Here is a 19109-nt window from a genome sequence, read left to right as displayed (position 1 = left end):
CGCTGCCCGATTTGTCGTTTTTGTCCCCGGCGCTACACGCGCCGAGGAGGAGCAGCGTGGCGACGGCGAAGCTGATTGCTCTCACGGGCACCTCTTTCCAAGGGGATTGAGGAGCATCGTGGCGCGCTCTCGGTGCGTTTGGCAATGACCCTTACGAAATTCGTTAGTGAAGTTTACGAAGGCGTGTGGCAGCCTGGTCCCGTGCAGAGCAGTGCGACCGCCAGTACCACGGCCGTCCTCCGGGTGATGAACGAGCGAGCCGTGTTCGCCGAGGTCTTCCGCCTGGGCAAGGCGTCCCGCCCGGAACTCGCCGGGATCACCGGGCTGTCCAAACCGACCGTGGGCATCACCCTCAACAACCTCGAGGACGCCGGGCTACTGCGGCAGGTCGGCCGCCGGGCCGGCCCGGCAGGAAGATCAGCACTTTTGTACGAGGTGTGCCCCGAGGCCGGCTATGTCCTGGCCGTCGACATCGGGCGGGCGTTCGTCCGCACCGCCCTGGCCGACCTGGTCGGCACCATCGTCGCCCGCAAGGAGGAGCCCTCCCGCGGCTCCTCCGACCAGGACCTGGTCGCCCAGCTCACCAGGCTCGCCGACGAGCTGGCCGCGGCCGCCGGCATCACCCGCACCGACATCACCCTGGCGGTCTACGGCACCCCCGGCATCCACGACAAGTCCGACGGCTCGCTGCACCTCGCGCCGAACCTGCCCGGCTGGGAACGACCCGACAGCCTCACCCAGCTCGGCGACATCACCAAGGCGACGTACGTGGTGGAGAACGACGCCAACCTCGCGGCGATCGGCGAGGCCCGGTACGGCCTGGGCCGCGACGTCCGGCACTTCGTGTTCGTCTCGATCGGCACCGGCACCGGCATGGGCGTCATGATCGACGGCAAGCTGTACCGGGGTGCCCGCGGCGCCGCCGGCGAGGTCGGCTACCTGCCGGTCGGCGACGGCGACCCGCTGCTCGACCAGCCGGAGTCCCGCCGCCGCGGCGGTTTCGAGTCGGTCGCCTCGGCCGGCGCGGTCGTCGCCACCGCCCGGCGGCTCGGCCTGCTCTCCGCCACCACCGCCAAGGAGGTGCTGGACGCCGCCCGGGCCGGCGACCCGGCCGCGCTGGAGACCGTCGACCGGGAGATCGACTACCTGGGCCGGGCGCTGGCCGGGGTGACCGCGGTCCTCGACCCGGAACTGGTCGTCCTCGGCGGCGGCCTCGGCGGGCACGCCGGTGACCTGCTGACCGGGCCGCTGCGGGACCGGCTGGTCAGCCTGGTCGCGCTGCGGCCGCCGCGGATCGAGGTCTCCACGCTGGGCACCGACGGGGTGCTGCTCGGCGCGATCGCGTCCGGCCTCACCGCCGCCCACGACCTGGTCCTGAGCCGCGCCGCCCCGTCCACCCAGTAGCCCGGCCCGTCCACCACCCAGTAGGCCGCCTCGCCCACCACCCGGCAGCCCGCCTCGCCCACCACCCGGCAGCCCGCCTCGCCCACCACCCGGCAGGCCGCCTCGCCCACCACCCGGCAGGCCGCCTCGCCCACCACCCGGCAGCCCGACCCCTCCACTACCCAGCAGCCCGGGCGGGTCGATCGACTGCTGGGCCGCGAACCTTCCTCGGATCGGTCGCACCCGACCACGCTTCCGCTGCCAACCGGGTCCGAGCGGACGGCGGTCCGGCCGGTCAGGCGCGGTCGTGCAGGGTGATCCGGTAGCCGTCCGGGTCGGCGAAGGTGAAGGTGCGGCCGAAGGGGCCGTCGATCGGCGCGGCGACGATGGTGTGGCCGTCGGCGGTGAGCGCGTCGTGGATGGCCTGGACGTCGGTGGCGTGCAGCCAGATCGCGGCGCCGATGCCGGGGTGAGCGGCCGAGTCGAGGTCGGTGCCGGGAACGATGCCGCGCAGGGCGAAGGCGATCGGCTTGGTCTCGAAGACGACGGCGTGCGGCGGGCCGGCCGGCGAGCGGACCAGCCCGAGGTACCGCTCGTAGAACGCCTGCGACGCGTCCAGGTCGCGGGCCTGCAGGGAGATGAAGTCGGGGCCGGTGACGGGCATGATGCTGCTCCTTCTTGTCGTGTCAGTTTGCTGACATGGACGAGGCTATGTCAGAATCCTGACATGAGTCAAGACGGGGCCGGCGTAGATCTCGAAACTTCCCTGGGCTACCTGCTGAAAGAGGCGTCGAGCGCCCTGCGCGCGGCGATGGAGGAGGTGCTGCGGCCGCTCGGGATGAACGTGACCCGCTACTCCTGCCTCGAACTGCTGGCGCAACGGCCGGGCCTGTCGAACTCCGAGCTGGCCCGGGGCGCGTTCGTGACCCGGCAGTCGATGAACGTGCTGCTCCAGGCCCTGGAGCGGGAGGGCTACGTGACCAGGCCGGCGGAGGCGCCGGTGGGAAAGGTTCTTCCCACGCGGCTCACTCCGCAGGGGCGGCAGCTCCTGGAGAAGGCGTCCGCGGCGGTCCGGTCCGTCGAGGTCAGAATGCTGGCCGGCCTGACCGGGCCGGAGCAGACAGCCGCCTTCCAAGTCCTGCAGAGCATGATCCACTCCCTGCGCGACACCAGCGCCGGCTCGTAGCCCCCTCCTCCTCCTGAGGCTCGCCCCCGCCGCCCGGTCCTGGGCCGCCCGGTCCTGGGCCGCCCGCTCCTAGGCCACCCGCTCCTAGGCCACCCGCTCCTAGGCCACCCGCTCCTAGGACCGCTCCTGGGACAGCCCCTAAAGGGCCGCGATCAGGGTGGCCAGCTCGGCGGGGCGGGTCAGCATCGGCCAGTGGCCCGAGTCGATGTCGACCAGGTCAAGATGCTTGGCGCGGGCCAGCTCGGGCAGTTCGCCGGCGGCCAGCCAGTCGCGGGCCTCGGCCGGGGTGAACTCCGGGCAGATCAGGGTCACCGGCACGTCGTAGCGCCGATCGTCGGTCAGCCGGACGACGCCCTGCGCGACCCCCTGCGGCACCGGCTCGGCGGCCGCGGCGAACGCCGCGCGGGCGGTCGCGTCCAGGTCGGCGGCGTCGGCACCCTCGAACGGGACCCATCCCGGGAACGCCATGACACCGTCGGTGATCTCGAAGAAGTCCGCGTACTTCTTGCCGTCCTCGCTCGGGAAGCCACCGATCATCGCCACCTTGGCGACCCGGTCCGGGCGCGCGTCGGCCGCGGCCCAGGCAAGCGTGCCGGCGGCCGAGTGGCCGACGACGACGGTCCGGCCCGGTGCGGCGTCGACGGCGGCCAGCACCGCGTTCACCTGATCGTCGAGGGTGTCGTCCCGGCCGACCGGCAGGGTCACCGGCACCGCGACGCGGCCGCGCCCGGCCAACTCGGTGACGACGTCCGACCACGCACGGGCCGGAAGCCACAGGCCACCGACGAGAAGGATGTTTTCTTCGCTCATGGGGAGCGAATCTAGAGCGCATTCCGGACGATCGGCTTCCGGTACCGTTCGCGGGATGCCGAACGGATCGAGTCCGACCGCCCGGGCGCTGCAGACCCTGGAGATCCTGCAGGCGCGGCCCGGCACGACCGCCGCCCAGCTGGCGACCGCGCTCGGCATGACCGAACGGGCCGCGCGCCGCTATGTCGAAATCCTTCGGGAGGCCGGGATCCCGGTCGAGTCGGTACGCGGGCCGTACGGCGGGTACCGGGTCGGGCGCGGCATGCGGCTGCCGCCGGTAACTTTCACCGCCGAGCAGGCGTTGGCACTGGTCATGGCGGTGCTGGACGCGAGCAACTCGGACGAGCTGGTGGGTGCCGCGCTCGGGAAGGTGATCCGGGCACTGCCGGAGGGCGTGGCCCGACAGGCCGCGGCGCTCCGGTCGTACGCCGCGATTGCTCCTGATCCGACCGCGGCCCGGACCGATCCGGCCACCGCGAGCACGCTGGTGGCCGCCGTCGCCGAACGGCGGCGGGTGATCGTCGCCTACCGCGCCGGGAGTGGCGGGGAGTTCGAGACCGAGGTGGACCCGTGGGCGGTAGTGGTCCGGTTCGGCCGCTGGTACCTGCTGTGCCACTCGCACCGCGCCGACGCGATCCGCACCTACCGGATCGACCGGATTCGCGGAGTCCGGCAGACGCCGCACCCGTTCGTGCCACCGGACGGGCTCGATCCGGTAGCGGTCCTGGAGGAAAATCTCGGCAAGGGCTGGCAGTACCCGGTGCGAATCGTGTTCCACGCGGCGTTCGAGCAGGTCGCACCCTGGATCCGGGCACCGATGGGCATGCTGGAGCCGGCCGGCGACCGATGCGTCCTGGTCGGCAGCACCCGCAATCCGGCGATGTACGCACAGGAGTGGCTGGCCACCATCCCGGTCGACTTCACCGTCGAAGCCGGCCCAGAACTACACGCCGCAGTCGCCACCGTCGCCGCCCGCTTCACCGCCGCCCTCCCCTCCCCGCCACCGGACCAGCCGGACCAGGCCGGCTGACCGCCACCCTGCCGGACCGGCAGCGCCGCTCGATTCACCGACGCGCTGCCCAAGCCGGTGGACGGAGGAAAGAAACCAACTTCTTCGGCGCGCCGCGGGGGACCCCGGCCGCACCGCGGCACCCCCGGCCGATATTCGTCACCGCAGCGGCACCGCGCGTGCTCGGTCAGGCTCGCAGGCACTCCCGATCCCTACGCCCCGCAACAATTCTTGAAGTTTCTTAACAGATAGCTTGACGGCATCCCCCGGCATCTAGTTGAGTCGATGTACCTCTCATCCCCTCTCCAGCCAGTACGTCCCCGACGTACGGAAGGTGAACTATGCCCAGAAGACGGCTTGTGTCGATCCTGGCCGCGGTGAGTGTCGCCATCGCCGGCGCCGCCGCTGCCCTGCTGCCGATGACCGCCTCGAACGCCGCCGCGGCCTGTGTCACCGCGTACAGCAGCTCGCAGGTGTACACCGGTGGCATGACCGCCTCGTACAGCAGCCACAACTGGACCGCCAAGTGGTGGACCCAGGGCGAGACCCCGAGCACCGGCGGCTCCGGCGTCTGGGCCGACAACGGCACCTGCGGTGGCGGCGGCGGCACGACCACACCCCCGGCGACCTGCAGCTACCCGAACTGGGTGGCGGGCCAGTACTACGCGGCCGGCGCGATCGTCCGCTACACCAACGGCCTCTACTACCAGGCCTCGCACGAGAACCCGGGCTACGACCCGGTCATCAGCACCTGGTACTGGTCGCCCTACAGCTGCTCCGGCGGCGGCACCACCACCCCGCCGCCCACCGGCTCCGGGAGCTTCCCGGTCACCGAGGCGCAGTTCAACCAGATGTTCCCGAACCGGATCGGCTTCTACTCCTACGCCGGCCTGATCGACGCTGTGAAAAAGTTTCCTGCGTTCACCACCACCGGCAGTGACACGGTGAAGAAGCAGGAGGCGGCGGCGTTCCTGGCCAACGTCAACCACGAGTCCGGCGGCCTGGTCTACGTCGAGGAGATCAACCAGGCGAACTGGCCGCTCTACTGTGACCGGAGCCAGTCCTACGGTTGCCCGGCCGGGCAGAACGCCTACCACGGCCGCGGCCCGATCCAGCTGAGCTGGAACTTCAACTACAAGGCGGCCGGCGACGCGCTCGGCATCGACCTGCTGAACAACCCGGACCGGGTCAAGAACGAGGCGTCGGTCGCCTACCAGACCGCCGTCTGGTACTGGATGACGCAGCGCGGCCCGGGCACGATGACCCCGCACGACGCCATGGTCAACAGCCGCGGCTTCGGCGAGACCATCCGCAGCATCAACGGCTCGCTGGAGTGCAACGGCGGCAACCCCGCCCAGGTCCAGAGCCGCGTCGACGCCTACAACCGCTTCACCGGCATCCTCGGCGTCACCCCCGGCGCCAACCTCTCCTGCTGAAAGAAAAAATCAACACCTAATTGGGGGTACGGCGTGAGCGCCGTACCCCCAACGCGGAACTAGAGCCGGAACGGGTTGCTGCCCAGCGCCGCCAGCAGGTACCACGCGGTCGCCCCGGTGTGGAAACTCCGGTAGTAGAGGTCGCCGAACCCGGTGTCCAACCCGTCGCTCGACGCCGCCGGAATGCCACCGTTCGACCCCTGGGCCTGCGAGATGTTCCACAGCAGCCGCTTGCTCAGCAACGCGTCGCCCTTGCCCCGGCGGACCGCCAGCGCGAGTGCCGTCTGCCCGGTCCCCTCCAGCCACACCTTGCTGGTGTCGGCGTTGCTGAAGCTGACCCCGTGCACCCCCGCGTCGGACGCGGACAGGTGGTCCAGCACCCAGGTGACCGACCGCCGGTACCGCTCGTCGAGCGTCGCCAGGAACGCCCACACCTGCACGTCCTCCGGGATCGGCGCACGGTTGACGGTGACCCCGTCCGGGTCGGTGCCGGTCCACAGGTGCCCGGTGGAGGATTCCTGCATCGCGGCCACGAAGGAAAATGCCGTCTTCGCCCGGTCCCGCCAGACCCGGTTCCCGGTCAGCGACCCCAGCATCGTGAAGAACGCGCCGACGTCGATGTTGTGCTCGGTCGCCTTGTACGTGATCGGCTGGTCGTCGGCACTGCGCCCGCCGGTGTAGCCGTAGGGAGCCCGGGCCACGTCGAGCGTGTTGGAAAATATCCAACCACCCAGCCGCAGCGCCCCGTCCAGGAAGCGCCGCTGCCCGGTCCGCGCGTAGAGGTGCGCGAACGCCATGCCGGTCCACGCCTGGTTGCCGGTGTAGGCGGCCGGTGAGCCGATGTCGAGCGTCCCGGTCAGCACCGTGAACGAGTCCGGCTGATAGGACGCCCGGGTCCGCCCGTCCCCGATCGGATCGTGCTGCTGCGCGTAGAGCAGCGTGTCACCGAGCAGGACGGCCCGCTCGACGTCCCCGCGCGCCAGCCACGCCAGGATGACCAGCGCGTCGTCGTAGGTGAACGAACTGACGAACGTCCAGGTCGGCGTCTCGAAGAAACCACCGGTGTAGCTGCGGGGCACGCGCAGGGCGTCGCCACTGCCGTACTCGTCGAATTTGTTCTTCAGGAAGTCGAAGCCGGAGCGTACCGAGGCCGGGCTGCACCCGGCGGTCCAGCGCGGCGCCGCGTTGGCCGGAGTCGGAAGATAAGCGCCGGTCAGCAGGCCGGTGAAGGCGCTGGAAGCGACGATCAGCAGGCCCCGGCGGCTGGTCAGAAACGTCATGCGTGGTCCCCTCAGCGGGCGATGTTCTCGACCAGGCGCGCGATGTGCGCGGCGCGCTGCTGGCGGGTGTCCGGGCGGCCGGGCACGCCGGGGCGGCGCTGCCAGGGCAGCGGGCCGTCGGGCCGGCGGTACTCGACGCCGAGCGCGTCGAGGCGGCGAAGATGGTGGGTGAGCCGGCCGGCGAAGTCGGCGTAGTCGCCACCGGCCGGGCTCCAGAGGGCTTCGGCGACCGCGCACAGGCGGGGAAAGGCCAGGTAGTCGACGGTGCGCGGGGAGTCGGCGTGCTCGGTCCAGAGGTTGGCCTGGCCACCGAGGACGTGCCGCGCCTCGTCCGGGGTGAGCTCGGCCGGCACCGGGTCGAAGGCGTAGACGTCGGCGACGGTCAGCGGGATGGAGACCGGGATCGGCTCGTCCGGCGAGTCGGACTGCCGGTAGTCGAGATAGACCTGATCGTCGGGGCAGGCCACCACGTCGTAGCCGCGGCGCGCGGCGGCGACCGCGCCGGTCATACCGCGCCAGCTGGCGATGGTGGTGCCGGGCGCGAGGTCGCCCTCGAGGATCTCGTCCCAGCCGAACAGTCGCCGGCCGGCCGCGGTCAGGTGGTCGTCGAGGCGCCGGATGAACCAGGCCTGCAGCTCCTCCTCCCGGGTCAGACCGAGTTCGATCATCCGCTGCCGGGTCCGCGGGTCGTCGCGCCACTGGTCGCGCGGGCACTCGTCGCCGCCGACGCCGATCCAGCGGGACGGGAACAGCTCGAGGACCTCGTCGAGCACGTCGCGGAAGAAGTCGACGGTGCTTTCCTCCACGTTGAGGATGTTCCGGTTGATCCCCCAGCGGGTGTAGACCTCCAGCGGCACCCCGGCGACGCCGAGCTGCGGATACGCGGCCAGCGCGGCCTGCACGTGACCGGGGGACTCGATCTCCGGGACGATCGTGACGAAGCGCTCGGCGGCGTAGGCGACGATCTCCCGGACGTCGTCCTGGGTGTAGAAACCGCCGTGCGGGCGACCGTCCGCCGGTGACTCGCGGACCGCGCCGACCTGGCTCTCCCGGCGCCACGCGCCGACCTCGGTGAGCCGCGGGTACTTCTTGATCTCGACCCGCCAGCCCTGGTCGTCGGTCAGGTGCCAGTGCAGCGTGTTGAGTTTGTGCAGCGCCATCAGGTCGATGAAGCGCAGCACGTCGTGCTTGGGCAGGAAGTGCCGGGCCACGTCGAGCATCGCCCCGCGCCAGACGAACCGCGGCTCGTCGAAAATTTCCACCGCCGGAATCGCCCAGCGCCACCCCGCCACCTGCGACCGGCGGAAAATTTCCGCCGGCAAAAGTTGCCGCAGCGCCTGGCAGCCGTAGAAGACTCCGGCCGCGCCGCCGCCGATGATCGTCACCCGCTCGGCGGTGACCGTGAGCCGGTACGCCTCGGGGCCGAGATCGTCGGCGAGACCGAGAGTGATCGTGGCATCGTCCGCCTCGCGGAACGGCAGACCGGTGGCCGGCCGCAGCGCCTGCTGGAGCCAGGCGAGCACGCCGCTGAGCTCGTCGGGCGCCGACAGGGTGCTGCGGGAGCTCAGGACGAGCTCGCCCTCATCGGTGGTGAGGGCGAGCGGGCGCGGGGTCAGCCGAGGGGTGGTCCGGCTGGAGTCGACGGCAGGGGTGGACCGGCTGGACTCGACCACAGAGGCGGGCCGGCTGGAGTCGACCGCAGGGGTGGACCGGCGGGAGTCGAACAAGGTGGAACCTAGCCCTTCACAGCGCCGGCGGACATTCCGGCGACGAGGTTGCGCTGAATGATCAGGAAGAACACGACGACCGGGACGGAGAACAGGACCGAGGCGGCCATCTGCCCGCCGAAGTCGGTGCCGGTGTGCGGGTTGGTGAACGAGGCCAGCCACACCGGCAGCGTGTACCGGCTCTGGTCCTGCATGAACGTGTAGGCGAACAGGTAGTCGTTCCACGCCGCGATGAACGCGAAGATGCTGGTCGAGATGACTCCCGGTGCGACCAGCGGGAACAGCACCTTGGTGAGCACGCCCCAGGTGCTGGCGCCGTCCATGTAGGCGGCCTCCTCGACCTCGGCCGGGATGGCGACGAAGAAGCCGCGCATCACCCAGATCGAGAACGGCAGGACCGTGGCGACGTAGGCCAGCACCAGCGCCGCGTACGTCCCGAGCAGGTCGAGGCTGTTGAACATGACGAACATCGGGATCAGCAGGGCGGTGCCGGGCAGCATCTGCACGGCCAGGATGACGACCATGATGGTGCGCCGGCCGCGGAACCGGAACCGGGACAGCGCGGCGGCGGCGAAAATTCCCAACACGATCGACGCCGCCACGGTCAACACCACCACGATCACGCTGTTGCGCAGGTTGACGAGGAAATTTTCCTGCGTGACCGCGTTGACGAAGTTGCTGACCGTCGGGTGGTAGGGCACGAAGTGCGGGGTGGCGGTCATCACCTCCGGCCGCGGCTTGAACGCGGTGTTGACCATCCAGTAGACCGGGAAGATCCACACCAGGCAGAAGATCGCCGCGATGCTGTTGACCGCCCAGCGGCCGCGTGGCCTCACAGGTCCTCCCCCGATTTCAGCAGGCGCCGGATGTAGAACGCGGTCAGCCCGAGCAGCAGCAGCGTGGTGACCACCGAGATGGCCGCGCCCTGGCCGATGTGGAAGCCGACGAACGCGGTCTTGTAGGTGAACACGCCCAGCGTCGACGTCGAGTCGCCGGGCCCGCCGCGCGAGATCAGCCAGATCTGGTTGAAGACGTTGTAGTCCCAGATCACCGACAGGATGGTGACCAGCAGCAGGGTGGGCCGCAGGTGGTTGAGCACGACGATCCGATAGACCGCGCGCTCGGTCGCGCCGTCCAGCCGGGCCGCCTCCTTGTACTCGACGGGCACCTGCGTCTCGGCGGCGTTGAGCGTCAGTGCGATGAACGGCACCGCCTGCCAGACGATCAGGAACCAGATCGCGATGTACGCCCGGGTCGGGTCCTGTGCCCAGTTCAGATCCGTGGTGTCCCCGAAGATCCCGAGCTGGTCCAGTGCCCAGTTGACGATCCCGTAGCCGGGCTGGAACAGCCAGTTCCAGACCAGCGACGACGCCACGTTCGGCATCGCCCAGGCCACGATCAGCACGACCGTGACGGTGTAGCGCATCCACAGCCCGAGCCGGGTGAGCAGGTGCGAGACGCCCATCCCGATCAGCACGCTGCCGGCCACCATCGCCGCGGTGAACAGCACCGTGCGCAGCAGCGACGCCCAGAACGCGGGGTCCGCGAGCAGTTCGCCGAACTGGTCGAAGCCGACGTAGGAGTACCTGCCGGTGAACAGCGTCCGCTGGTTGTAGTCGGTGAACGCGGTGAACAGCAGGAAGCCGATCGGCGCGAGCGTGACCACGGCCAGCACCAGGCCGGCCGGGCTGAGCAGCCACAACGGCGCCAGGTCACGCCGGCGCCGGCCGGGCCGCCGCGCGGGCGGGGGTGGTGCGGCCGGCGTGGTGCCGGCCGCATCCTTGAGAACGGTGGTCGCGGGCACGACGGTCACTTACCGCCGGCGAGCGTGCTGTCGAGGTGCGAGTCGAACTCCTTGGCGGCGTCCGCGGGCGACTTCGCGCCGGAGGCGACGTTGGAGAACACCTGGTTGATGCTCTTGTCGCCCTCGAGCGTCGGCCACTGCGCGGCGGCCGGGGTCGCCTTCGAGGTCAGCGCCGCGGTGAAGAAGCCCTTCTGCTGCTCGTTCAGGCTGGGCTGGGCGGCCTCGATGCCCTGCGTGCTGTTCGGGATCCAGCCGTCGTTGCCGAACACGTTCTTGTCCTGCACGGTCGGGCTGGCGGCGATCTTGGTCCACTGCAGGGCCAGCTCCGGGGTGTCGCTCTTGGTGGCGATGCCCCAGTCGGAGCCGCCGAGCATCACGGGCTGCGCCTTTCCGGACACGCCGGGCAGCGGGAACGTACCCAAATCGTCTTTTTTGATCTTGGGGTTGGCCTTCTGGATCAGACCGAGGGAGCCGGCCGTCGACAGGATGGCCGCGGTCTTGCCGTCGGCGAAGACCTGGTTCTGGTCCGGGGTGATGGTGTCGATGGCCTGCGACGCCTTGGTGGAGTAGGTGTTCTGGAACGTCTTGAAGTCGGCCAGTCCCTTCTGCGCCTCCGGGCTGGCGAAGCCGCCCTTCCAGGCACCGCCGTCGCTGGCGGCGATGTCGCCGCCGGCGTCCCAGACGAACTGCATGCCGGCGTACCAGTACTGCCCGGGCAGGTAGAACGGCGAGAAGTCGGCGGCCGGGTTGGCCGCCTTCACCTTGTCCAGCGCGGCGGTGAGCTCGGCGTAGGTCGTCGGCGCGGCGGTGACCCCGGCGGCGGCCCAGGTCTTCTTGTTGTAGATGACCGCGCGGGCGCCGGCGAAACCGGGCACCGCGTAGAGCGCCTTGTCGACCGTCGCCGGTTCCTCCAGACCCGCGAGCCACTTGCGGCCCTGCCGCAGATCATCCGCGTACGGCGTCAGGTCGAGCAGCCCGCCGTTGGCCGCGAAGCCGGGCACCTGCGTGTTGCCCAGGTCCAGCACGTCCGGCGTGCCGCTGGTCGACAACGCCGTGCTGATCTTGGTGGTGATGCTCTCCCACTGCTGGATCTGCACGTCCACCTGCGCACCGGTGGCCTGGGTGAACTGGTCGTTGATCGCCTTGATGGTGGCGTCGGTGTAGTCGCCGTCCATCACCCAGACGGTGAGCGTCTTGCCCTCGCCGCGGGTGTTCGGCACGGTCTTCGGCGAGCCGTCGTCCCCGGCGGCCGAGGTTCCGCCACCCCCGCAGGCGGTCAGGGTCAACAGGGTCGCGGTACACAGGGCGGCGGCGGCGATATAACGGCGTTGGCGCATATGGTGCTCCTTCATTATTTGTTCCGGCCCCGATTACGGGTCGGGTTCTTCTCGGGAAGGCGATGGGCGTCGACCGCGCGCACGGTGAGCTCGAGTGCCTCGGCGGTCCGCTCGTAGGTGCGCTGGGCGACCGCGACGTAGATCATGTCGAGGACCAGCAGCTGGGAGTGCAATGCGGAGAGCGCGGCCAGGCGGAACGTGGTCTCCTGCACGGCGGTGGTGAACACGACGTCGGCCACCTCCGCCAGCGGAGAACGGCTGTAGCTGGTCAACGCCACGGTCAGGGCCCCGTGATCGGCTGCCTCGGCAAGCGTTTCAATCACTTCCCGGGTACGACCGGAGTGCGACAACCCGATGGCCACGTCCCCCGGCAGCAGCAGGGCGGCGTTGGTCAGCGCGGTGTGCGAGTCGACGCGGTGCCAGACCGGGACCCGGATCCGTTCGAGCCGGAACGCCATCTCCCGCGCCGACGTGCCGCTGCTGCCCAGCCCGAAGATCTCCACCCGGCCGGCGCCGGCGATCGCGGCCGACACCCGCTCGATGGACGCCATGTCCAGGCCGGCCGCGGTGTCCTGGATGGCCCGGGTGTCGGCGGCGGTGACCACGCCGAGCACGTCGGTGAGCGGGTCGCCGGGGGCGATGTCGCCGCTGATGTCGGTCTCCCACCGGGCCTGCTCGGCCCGGCCGGTCTCAGTGGCGATCGCGACGCGCAGGTTCGCATAGCCCTTGAAGCCCAGCGTGCGGCTGAACCGGGTGACCGTCGCGGTCGACGTCCCGGAGCGCTCGGCCAGGTCGACGATGCTGGCGTTGGCCGCCGTCTCCGGATCGTTCAGGATCGTCTCGGCGATTCTCGCCAGGGCCTCCGGCATCGCCGGACCCTCGATCCGGAGCCGTCCGAGCAGCCCACCGCTCTCACCCGTCACTGTGGTCATCCTTTTCATCGCACGCCGTTGTTGATGAAAATTACGACCGCCGGGCGGTCTAGTCAATAAGTCTTTCCTATGTTTCGATCTCGTTCATGGAACTGGTGGTGGGCGTGGACGCGGGTGGCACCGCGTCGACCGCCGTGGTCGCGACGACCGGCGGCACGGTCCTCGGGCGGGGGCGAGCCGGCCCCGGCAACCCGCTGACCGCGGGCGCCGGCAACGCGGCGGCGGCAGTCGTCACGGCGGTCCGCGCCGCGCTCGGTGGGCACTCCCCCGCGCTGGTCCGCGCCGCGACCCTGGGCATCGCCGGGCCGGCGACCGCGGCGCAGTTCGCGCCGGCGCTGGCCGCGGCCGGGGTGCGCGGGCCGGTCGCCGTGGTCGGCGACGTGGTGACCGCGTTCGCGGCCGGCAGCCCCGCCCCCTCGGGCGCGGTGCTGATCGCCGGGACCGGCGCGATCGCCGCGGCCGTGCACGCCGACGCGGTGGTGCGCACCATCGACGGCCTGGGCTGGCTGCTCGGCGACGAGGGCTCCGGCCGGTGGCTGGGCCTGCAGGCGGTGCGCGTCGCGGTCCGGAACTGGTCGGCGCCGCTGGCCACGCAGCTCGCCGCGCGGACCGGGGCGGGCAGCGCCGACGAAATGGTCTACTGGGCGCAGGCGCTGCCCTGGGAGGAGATCGGGGCGCTCGCCCCGCTGGTCTGCGCGGCGGCCCGGGCCGGGGACGAGCACGCCGCCGCGATCGTGGCCGAGGCGGTCACCCACCTGGTCCGCACCCTCGATGAGGTGCGGGCGGAGGGTCCGGTGGTGCTCGGCGGGGGGCTGCTGGCCGGTGATACCCCAGTCCGCGACGGGGTGCTGGCGACGCTGCGCTCGCGCGGGCAGCATCCGGCGACCAGCCGCGATCCGGCGGCCGGCGCGGCGTGGCTGGCGGCGCGGCCACTCAGTGCGCTCGACCCGGCGTCTCTGCACGAGGCGCTGCTCGGCCGATCCTGATCAGTCGCCGCCCCGACCCGGCAGGGCCGCCCGGCGATCACGGCGCGCGTGGTGACGAACGCGGCGCGGCCGCCGGCCGGCCCGGACCCGGTCTCGGCGTGCCGCTACGCCGCGCGGCGCGGTGAGGTCTCCGGCTCCTCCGATGCCGCGGGCATGGCCGGCTCCACCGGGAGCGCCGGGGACACCGGCAGGGTGAACCAGAAGCGGCTGCCGCCGCCCGGGTTGGCCTCCACGCCGACCGTGCCGCCGTGACGCTGCACGATGCGCTGCACGATCGCCAGGCCCAGCCCGGTACCCGGATAGCGCTCGCTGCCCTCGGCGCGGGTGAACGCGTTGAACACCTCGGCGTGCTGCCCGGGCGGGATGCCGATGCCGCGGTCGGCCACCTCGACCCGGCACACGCCCGGCTCCGGGCGGATCGCCTCGACGGTCACCTGCGCCCGCCGGCCGGGCGGCGTGTACTTGATCGCGTTGCCGATCAGGTTGTCCAGCACCTGGCGGATCAGCGTCGGATCGCCGAACACGGTGGGCAGCACGATGTGCTCGACCGTCGCGTTGGCGCCGCTCTCGTCGAGCCGCTCGGTGACGATGTCGCCGACCAGCTGCTCCAGGTCGATCTCGGTGATCCGCAGGGTGGCGTTGTCGGCGGTCGCGTAGCCGAGCAGGTCGTCGATCAGCCGCTGCATGAGCGCGGCGCTACCCCGTACCCTAGTCAGGTAGCTCTGTTGTTTCTCGGTCATCCCGCCCTGATCCGCGACGGACAGCAGCTCCGAGTAGCCGATCACGTTCGACAGCGGATTGCGCAGGTCGTGGGCGATCACCCCGGCGAAACCGACCAGCTCCTCCTCGCGGATCCGCAGCTGCTGCTCGACCATCTCCCGGCGCTCGATGTCATGACGCAGGGCGGCGGTCGCCCTCTCGACCCGGCGCAGCGCCCGGTCCCGGGACGTCACCACGATCACCGTGAGACACGCCAGCAGCAGCGTCAGCACGCCCCCGATGACCACCGCGCCGCGGGCCATCCACTCCTGGGAGGCCGGGATCAGGCGCTCGGTCGGGCGGAAGACCAGCATCCAGTGCGGGGCCCCCGGGGTGGGGACGCCGATCCGGGCGACCCGCAGACGGGACTCGGTCCGGGCCGGCGACGGCCAGGACACCAGGGTGACCGGCGGATCGGCGGAGACGTCGACGAACTTCACCGCCACCTCGTCCGCGCCGAGGATGTCGACCGCCTCGCCGAGGAAGTCCCGGCCACGGAACGTCATGGTCACCCAGCCGGTGAACCGGCCGCCGCGGTCCCGCACCGGCGCTGCCACGGTGAACGCGACGTCGCCGCCGTCGGCCGGGCGATAGCTGGAGCTCGCGTCGACCGTGCTGTCCGAACGCACCTTCCGCAACACCTGCCCCACCGGGGTGATCGAGGCCAGATCCCGGCCGGGCTGCGGGGTGCTGCCGTCCAGGGTGCGGACGAACACCGGGAAGTAGTGCTCACCGGTGCCGGCCGCGCCCGGCGTCAGGGTCAGGCCGGTGCTCCCCCGGCGGCGCCAGTCGGCCTGCACACCGCCGATCGCTCCGGTCCGGGCCTCCACGACGTAACTGACCGCGACCGCCCCCGGCAGCCGGATGCTGTTGATCGGGCCGGTGATCGCCGCGAACGCGCTCTCGTCCAGCTCCGGCTGCGCGCCCATCGAGGCGGACAGGTCGGCGAGGGTGACCCCGTACTGGCCCAGTTCGGCCATCACCATCTTGGTGATCAGGTCCTGTTTCTGCTCGAACGCGACCTTGCTCCAGCGGTGCGCCGACTCGTGCAGGGCGACCGCCGACAGGGCGGTGCCGAGCACACCCAGCACGACGACCAGGGCAACGATCAAACCCGACCGCCATCCCGGTACGTAGCCTGGCCCCTCGGCGGCACGCATACTTGCGACGTTACGGGCCGGATGGGGCGCGGGCTTCGCTATCGGCCATCGTCAATCGAGCGGCTGAGCGGCCGCCGAGTCGCGCACGTGTCGATCGGCATCATTCCAGCGGCCTGACCTCACTCCGGTGACCCGGCACCACTCCGGCAGCCCCGCCTCATCCAGCCGGGCCCGCGCCACTCCGGCAGCCCAGCGCCCTCCAAGCGAGCCGGCACCACTCCGGCAGCCCAGCACCCTCCAGCCGGGTTCGCGCCACTCCGGCAGCCCAGCGCCCTCCAGCCGGGCCGACGTCACTCCGACGCCCGACGTCATCCAGGTGGGTCGGTGTCACTCCGACGGCCGAGCGTGTCCGCGCGGGCGAGGTAGAGCGTGCGCTCGCTGTCGTTGCGGGTCAGCTCCGCGGCTCGGCGGAACTGGCCGGCGGCGTCCGCGGGCCGGCCGAGCAGGGCGAGGAGCTCGCCTTCCGCGGCCGGCAGCTGCGGATAGTCGCGGAGCGCCCGCTCGGCGCCCAGCGCGTCCAGGATGCCGAGGCCGCGGCCCGGGTCGCCGGCCAACCCGGCGGCGACGGCCTGATTGAGCCGGACGACCGGGGACGGCTGCAGGTAGGCGAGGATCTCGTAGAGCGCCGCGATCCGGGTCCAGTCCGTGTCGACGTAAGCGAACGCCCGGGCGTGACATGCCGCGATGGCCGCCTGCAGCGTGTAGCTGCCGCCGCCCAGCGACTCGGCCCGCTCCAGGGCGGCCAGGCCCCGCCGGATCAGCAGCCGGTCCCACCGGCGCCGGTCCTGATCGCCGAGCAGCACCGGGCGGCCCTCGGCATCGGCCCGGGCCGGCAGCCGGGACGCCTGCAACTCCATCAGCGCGAGCAGGCCGTGCACCTCGGGCTCGTCCGGCAGGAGACCGGCCAGGATCCGGCCCAGCCGCATCGCCTCGTGGCAGAGCCGCGGCTGGGTCCAGTCCGTGCCGCTGCTCGCGGCATACCCCTCGTTGAAGATCAGGTAGAGGACGCCGAGCACCGTGCCGACGCGCTCCGCGGTCTCCGCCGGGGTCGGCAGCGAGAACTCCGCGCCGGCCGCCGCGAGCGCCCGCTTGGCCCGGACGATGCGCTGGGCGGCGGTCGCCTCGGGGATCAGGAACGCCCGCCCGATCTCCGCCGTGCTCAGCCCACCCAGCAGCTTCAGCGTCAGCGCGACCCGGCCCTCCACGGCGAGGGCCGGATGCGCGGCGGTGAAGATCAGCCGCAGCAGGTCGTCACCGAAGTGGTCGTCGAGCGCGTCGACGAGCTCCGCCTCACCGTCGCTCTCCCGCCTCTCCGCGTCCCGGCCGAGCAACGCCAGCTTCTCGGTGTACCGCTGCCGCCGCCGCAACACGTCGATCGCCCGGTGCTTCGCGGTCGCCCGCAGCCACTGGCCGGGCTCGGCCGGCACGCCGTCGCGCGGCCACTGTTCGAGGGCGATGACCAGGGTGTCCTGGGCCAGTTCCTCGGCCAGGCCGACGTCGCGCACGAGCCGGGCCAGCCCCGCGACCAGCCGCGCCGACTCGATCCGCCACACCGCGTCGAGCACCCGCTCGACCGCCGCACGATCCGCCCCCACCAGCACCGCCCTCCAGCACCGCCCTCCAGCACCGCCCTCAGGTACCGCCCATCAGCACCGCCCATCAGCACCGCCCTCAGGTACCGCCCATCAGCACCGCCCATCAGCACCGCCGTCCGGTACCGCCCTCCGGTACTGCCCTCCGGTACCGCCCTCCGGTACCGCCCTCCGGTACCGCCCTCCGGTACCGCCCTCCGGCCGCGTGAACGCGCCCGCCCTCACCGCACCGGCCGCCACCAGCGCGGACCGCCGATCCCGACAACGCACCGGCCCGCCACGGCACCCGCCGCCATCAGCATCATCCGCTCGTCTCGGGGACACGCCCGGCCGCCGCCGGACCCGCTGCCATCAGCATCATCCGCCCGCATCGCGGACGCGCACGGTCGCCACCGGACCTGCTGTCAGCAGCGCAGGTCGCTGGTCAGGCCGGGGCCGGGAAGTCCTCCGGGCCGAACAGCTTCAGCACGTCGACCTCGCCTTCCCACTCGGGCCACAGGTCACGGTGCACCCGGAGGAACCGGGACGCCCATTCGACCGCCTCCTCCTTCGAGCGCACGTCGTAGATCGCGTAGCTGATGACCTCCTTCGACTCGGCGAACGGCCCGTCGACCGCGGCCAGCTCGCCGCCCGCCAGACTCACCCGGGCGCCGCTCGCGCTCGGCGCCAGGCCGGCGGTGTCCAGCAGCGCGCCGGATTTCGTGGCCTCCTCGCCCAGCGCCATGATCGCCGCCATCAGCTCGGGCGGGGGCGGCGTGGTCGAGTGCCGGCCGCGCAGCAACGTCAGGTAACGCATGTCGTGCTCCTTCATTCGGTACGAGCGCCGGCCCGGTCAGGCAGCGACGCGACGGTATCGGTGCGAGCGCCGGCCCGGTCGAGCGGCGACGCGAGGTATCGGTGCGAGCGCCGACCCGTCAGGCGGCGACGCGATCAGGTCGGAACGAACGCCGCCCCGGTGAGGCAGCGACGGGATCATGTCGGAACGAACGCCGGCCCGGTCAGGCGGCGACGGGATCGTGTCGGTCCGAGCGCCGGCCCGGGCGGGCGGCGACGCGACGGTAGTGGGTGAAGATCGTGGACAGCCAGGCGGACGCCAGGATCACGGCCGCGGTGAAGGCCAGCAGCGCCCAGGCCGGGCCTCCGGTGCCGGCCAGTGCCAGGAACGCCACCAGGAAGAAGACGCCGGTGACCCGGGAGAACATCGCGAGGCCCCGCTGACCGTCCGCGCCGAGCCGACGGGCAAGCAGCAGGCACCCCGCGACCAGGCCCAGGAACCCCACCCCGCCGACCGCGAAGTGGGCGATGCCGTGCCCGCTGACCGGCACCACCTCGGGCGTGCCGACCGGGAAACCGCGACCCGGGTCGGCGGTGAAGAACGCGGCGCCGACCATGCCCAGGCCGTACAACGCGAGCAGCGTCGGCGCGGGCCGCTGGCGGATCGCCTGGTGGATCGCGATCGCCCCGGCGATGACCAGGACACCGCTGACGAACAGATTCAGGCTGTGGATCCAGCCGTAGGTCCCGTTCGCCAGCATGCTCCACGCGTGCCGGGTGGGGTCGAAACCGTCCCGGACCGCCACCTCGGTCAGCGAGACCACGACGTAGAGCGGACCGGCCGCCACGCCCGCGGTCAGCAGAGTGCTCGACAGCCGCCTCATGACATCTCCTCATGGTTCACGGGCCGCCGTCCGGCCCTTCACCCTCTCTC

At 71.6% G+C, this 19109-nt stretch carries 17 protein-coding genes; 5 read left to right on the top strand and 12 right to left on the bottom strand.

What is annotated here, in order from left to right; translation table 11 throughout:
• The first annotated feature begins 201 nt into the window (after positions 1–201).
• The gene (locus L3i22_RS23260; RefSeq protein ID WP_221329056.1) at positions 202–1404 is read left to right on the top strand and encodes an ROK family transcriptional regulator; all 1203 of its coding nucleotides are present in this window, start codon (positions 202–204) and stop codon (positions 1402–1404) included.
• 274 nt (positions 1405–1678) lie between these two features.
• Here the strand turns inward: L3i22_RS23260 and L3i22_RS23255 are convergent, their stop codons facing one another.
• Positions 1679–2047: a VOC family protein gene (locus L3i22_RS23255; protein WP_221329055.1), complete on the bottom strand. Its 369-nt coding sequence runs from the start codon at positions 2045–2047 to the stop codon at positions 1679–1681.
• 63 nt (positions 2048–2110) lie between these two features.
• Here L3i22_RS23255 and L3i22_RS23250 point away from each other — a divergent pair, with 63 nt between their 5' ends.
• Positions 2111–2569 carry a MarR family winged helix-turn-helix transcriptional regulator gene (locus L3i22_RS23250; RefSeq protein WP_221329054.1) on the top strand — a complete coding sequence of 153 codons (459 nt, stop codon included), beginning with the start codon at positions 2111–2113 and terminating at the stop codon, positions 2567–2569.
• Between the two features lie 138 nt (positions 2570–2707).
• On the opposite strand, the gene L3i22_RS23245 is transcribed toward L3i22_RS23250, so the two are convergent.
• Positions 2708–3379: an alpha/beta fold hydrolase gene (locus L3i22_RS23245; protein WP_221329053.1), complete on the bottom strand. Its 672-nt coding sequence runs from the start codon at positions 3377–3379 to the stop codon at positions 2708–2710.
• Positions 3380–3434: 55 nt separating this feature from the next.
• Between L3i22_RS23245 and L3i22_RS23240 the strand changes: the two genes are divergently transcribed.
• Positions 3435–4409, top strand: a complete 975-nt coding sequence (locus tag L3i22_RS23240; RefSeq protein WP_221329052.1) for a YafY family protein — start codon at positions 3435–3437, stop codon at positions 4407–4409.
• A 320-nt stretch (positions 4410–4729) separates the two neighbouring features.
• Positions 4730–5824 carry a glycoside hydrolase family 19 protein gene (locus L3i22_RS23235; RefSeq protein WP_221329051.1) on the top strand — a complete coding sequence of 365 codons (1095 nt, stop codon included), beginning with the start codon at positions 4730–4732 and terminating at the stop codon, positions 5822–5824.
• A 59-nt stretch (positions 5825–5883) separates the two neighbouring features.
• On the opposite strand, the gene L3i22_RS23230 is transcribed toward L3i22_RS23235, so the two are convergent.
• Genes L3i22_RS23230 through L3i22_RS23205 form a run of 6 tightly spaced genes read right to left on the bottom strand, consistent with a single transcriptional unit; the run spans position 5884 to position 12904 of the window.
• Positions 5884–7104, bottom strand: a complete 1221-nt coding sequence (locus tag L3i22_RS23230; protein WP_221329050.1) for a hypothetical protein — start codon at positions 7102–7104, stop codon at positions 5884–5886.
• An 11-nt stretch (positions 7105–7115) separates the two neighbouring features.
• Positions 7116–8831 (bottom strand): beta-N-acetylhexosaminidase, encoded by a 1716-nt coding sequence (locus L3i22_RS23225; protein WP_221329049.1) that lies wholly within the window; start codon positions 8829–8831, stop codon positions 7116–7118.
• Positions 8832–8839: 8 nt separating this feature from the next.
• Entirely contained in the window at positions 8840–9667 is an 828-nt protein-coding gene (locus L3i22_RS23220) for a carbohydrate ABC transporter permease (RefSeq protein WP_221329048.1), read from the bottom strand.
• The gene (locus L3i22_RS23215; RefSeq protein ID WP_255658521.1) at positions 9664–10635 is read right to left on the bottom strand and encodes a carbohydrate ABC transporter permease; all 972 of its coding nucleotides are present in this window, start codon (positions 10633–10635) and stop codon (positions 9664–9666) included. Before L3i22_RS23215 ends, L3i22_RS23220 begins: the two co-directional genes overlap by 4 nt.
• 5 nt (positions 10636–10640) lie before the next feature.
• Positions 10641–11972: an extracellular solute-binding protein gene (locus L3i22_RS23210; protein WP_221329046.1), complete on the bottom strand. Its 1332-nt coding sequence runs from the start codon at positions 11970–11972 to the stop codon at positions 10641–10643.
• Positions 11973–11986: 14 nt separating this feature from the next.
• Positions 11987–12904: a MurR/RpiR family transcriptional regulator gene (locus L3i22_RS23205; protein ID WP_255658520.1), complete on the bottom strand. Its 918-nt coding sequence runs from the start codon at positions 12902–12904 to the stop codon at positions 11987–11989.
• 86 nt (positions 12905–12990) lie between these two features.
• Between L3i22_RS23205 and L3i22_RS23200 the strand changes: the two genes are divergently transcribed.
• Positions 12991–13890: an N-acetylglucosamine kinase gene (locus L3i22_RS23200; protein ID WP_221329045.1), complete on the top strand. Its 900-nt coding sequence runs from the start codon at positions 12991–12993 to the stop codon at positions 13888–13890.
• A gap of 104 nt (positions 13891–13994) precedes the next feature.
• Here L3i22_RS23200 and L3i22_RS23195 read toward each other — a convergent pair whose 3' ends face one another.
• The 4 genes from L3i22_RS23195 to L3i22_RS23180 all read right to left on the bottom strand — a co-directional run bounded on the left by L3i22_RS23195 (position 13995) and on the right by L3i22_RS23180 (position 19059).
• Positions 13995–15809 (bottom strand): ATP-binding protein, encoded by a 1815-nt coding sequence (locus L3i22_RS23195; protein WP_221329044.1) that lies wholly within the window; start codon positions 15807–15809, stop codon positions 13995–13997.
• A gap of 308 nt (positions 15810–16117) precedes the next feature.
• Positions 16118–17404 (bottom strand): RNA polymerase sigma factor, encoded by a 1287-nt coding sequence (locus L3i22_RS23190; RefSeq protein ID WP_255658519.1) that lies wholly within the window; start codon positions 17402–17404, stop codon positions 16118–16120.
• A 421-nt stretch (positions 17405–17825) separates the two neighbouring features.
• Positions 17826–18197 carry a YciI family protein gene (locus tag L3i22_RS23185; protein WP_221329043.1) on the bottom strand — a complete coding sequence of 124 codons (372 nt, stop codon included), beginning with the start codon at positions 18195–18197 and terminating at the stop codon, positions 17826–17828.
• A 202-nt stretch (positions 18198–18399) separates the two neighbouring features.
• A complete protein-coding gene (locus L3i22_RS23180; RefSeq protein WP_221329042.1) occupies positions 18400–19059 on the bottom strand; it encodes a DUF998 domain-containing protein in 660 nt (219 codons plus the stop codon).
• Between the last annotated feature and the right edge of the window lie 50 nt (positions 19060–19109).

This window comes from Actinoplanes sp. L3-i22 (genome assembly GCF_019704555.1).
In the GTDB taxonomy this organism is placed as follows: Bacteria; Actinomycetota; Actinomycetes; order Mycobacteriales; family Micromonosporaceae; genus Actinoplanes.
This window is presented reverse-complemented; position numbering and strand designations above follow the sequence as displayed.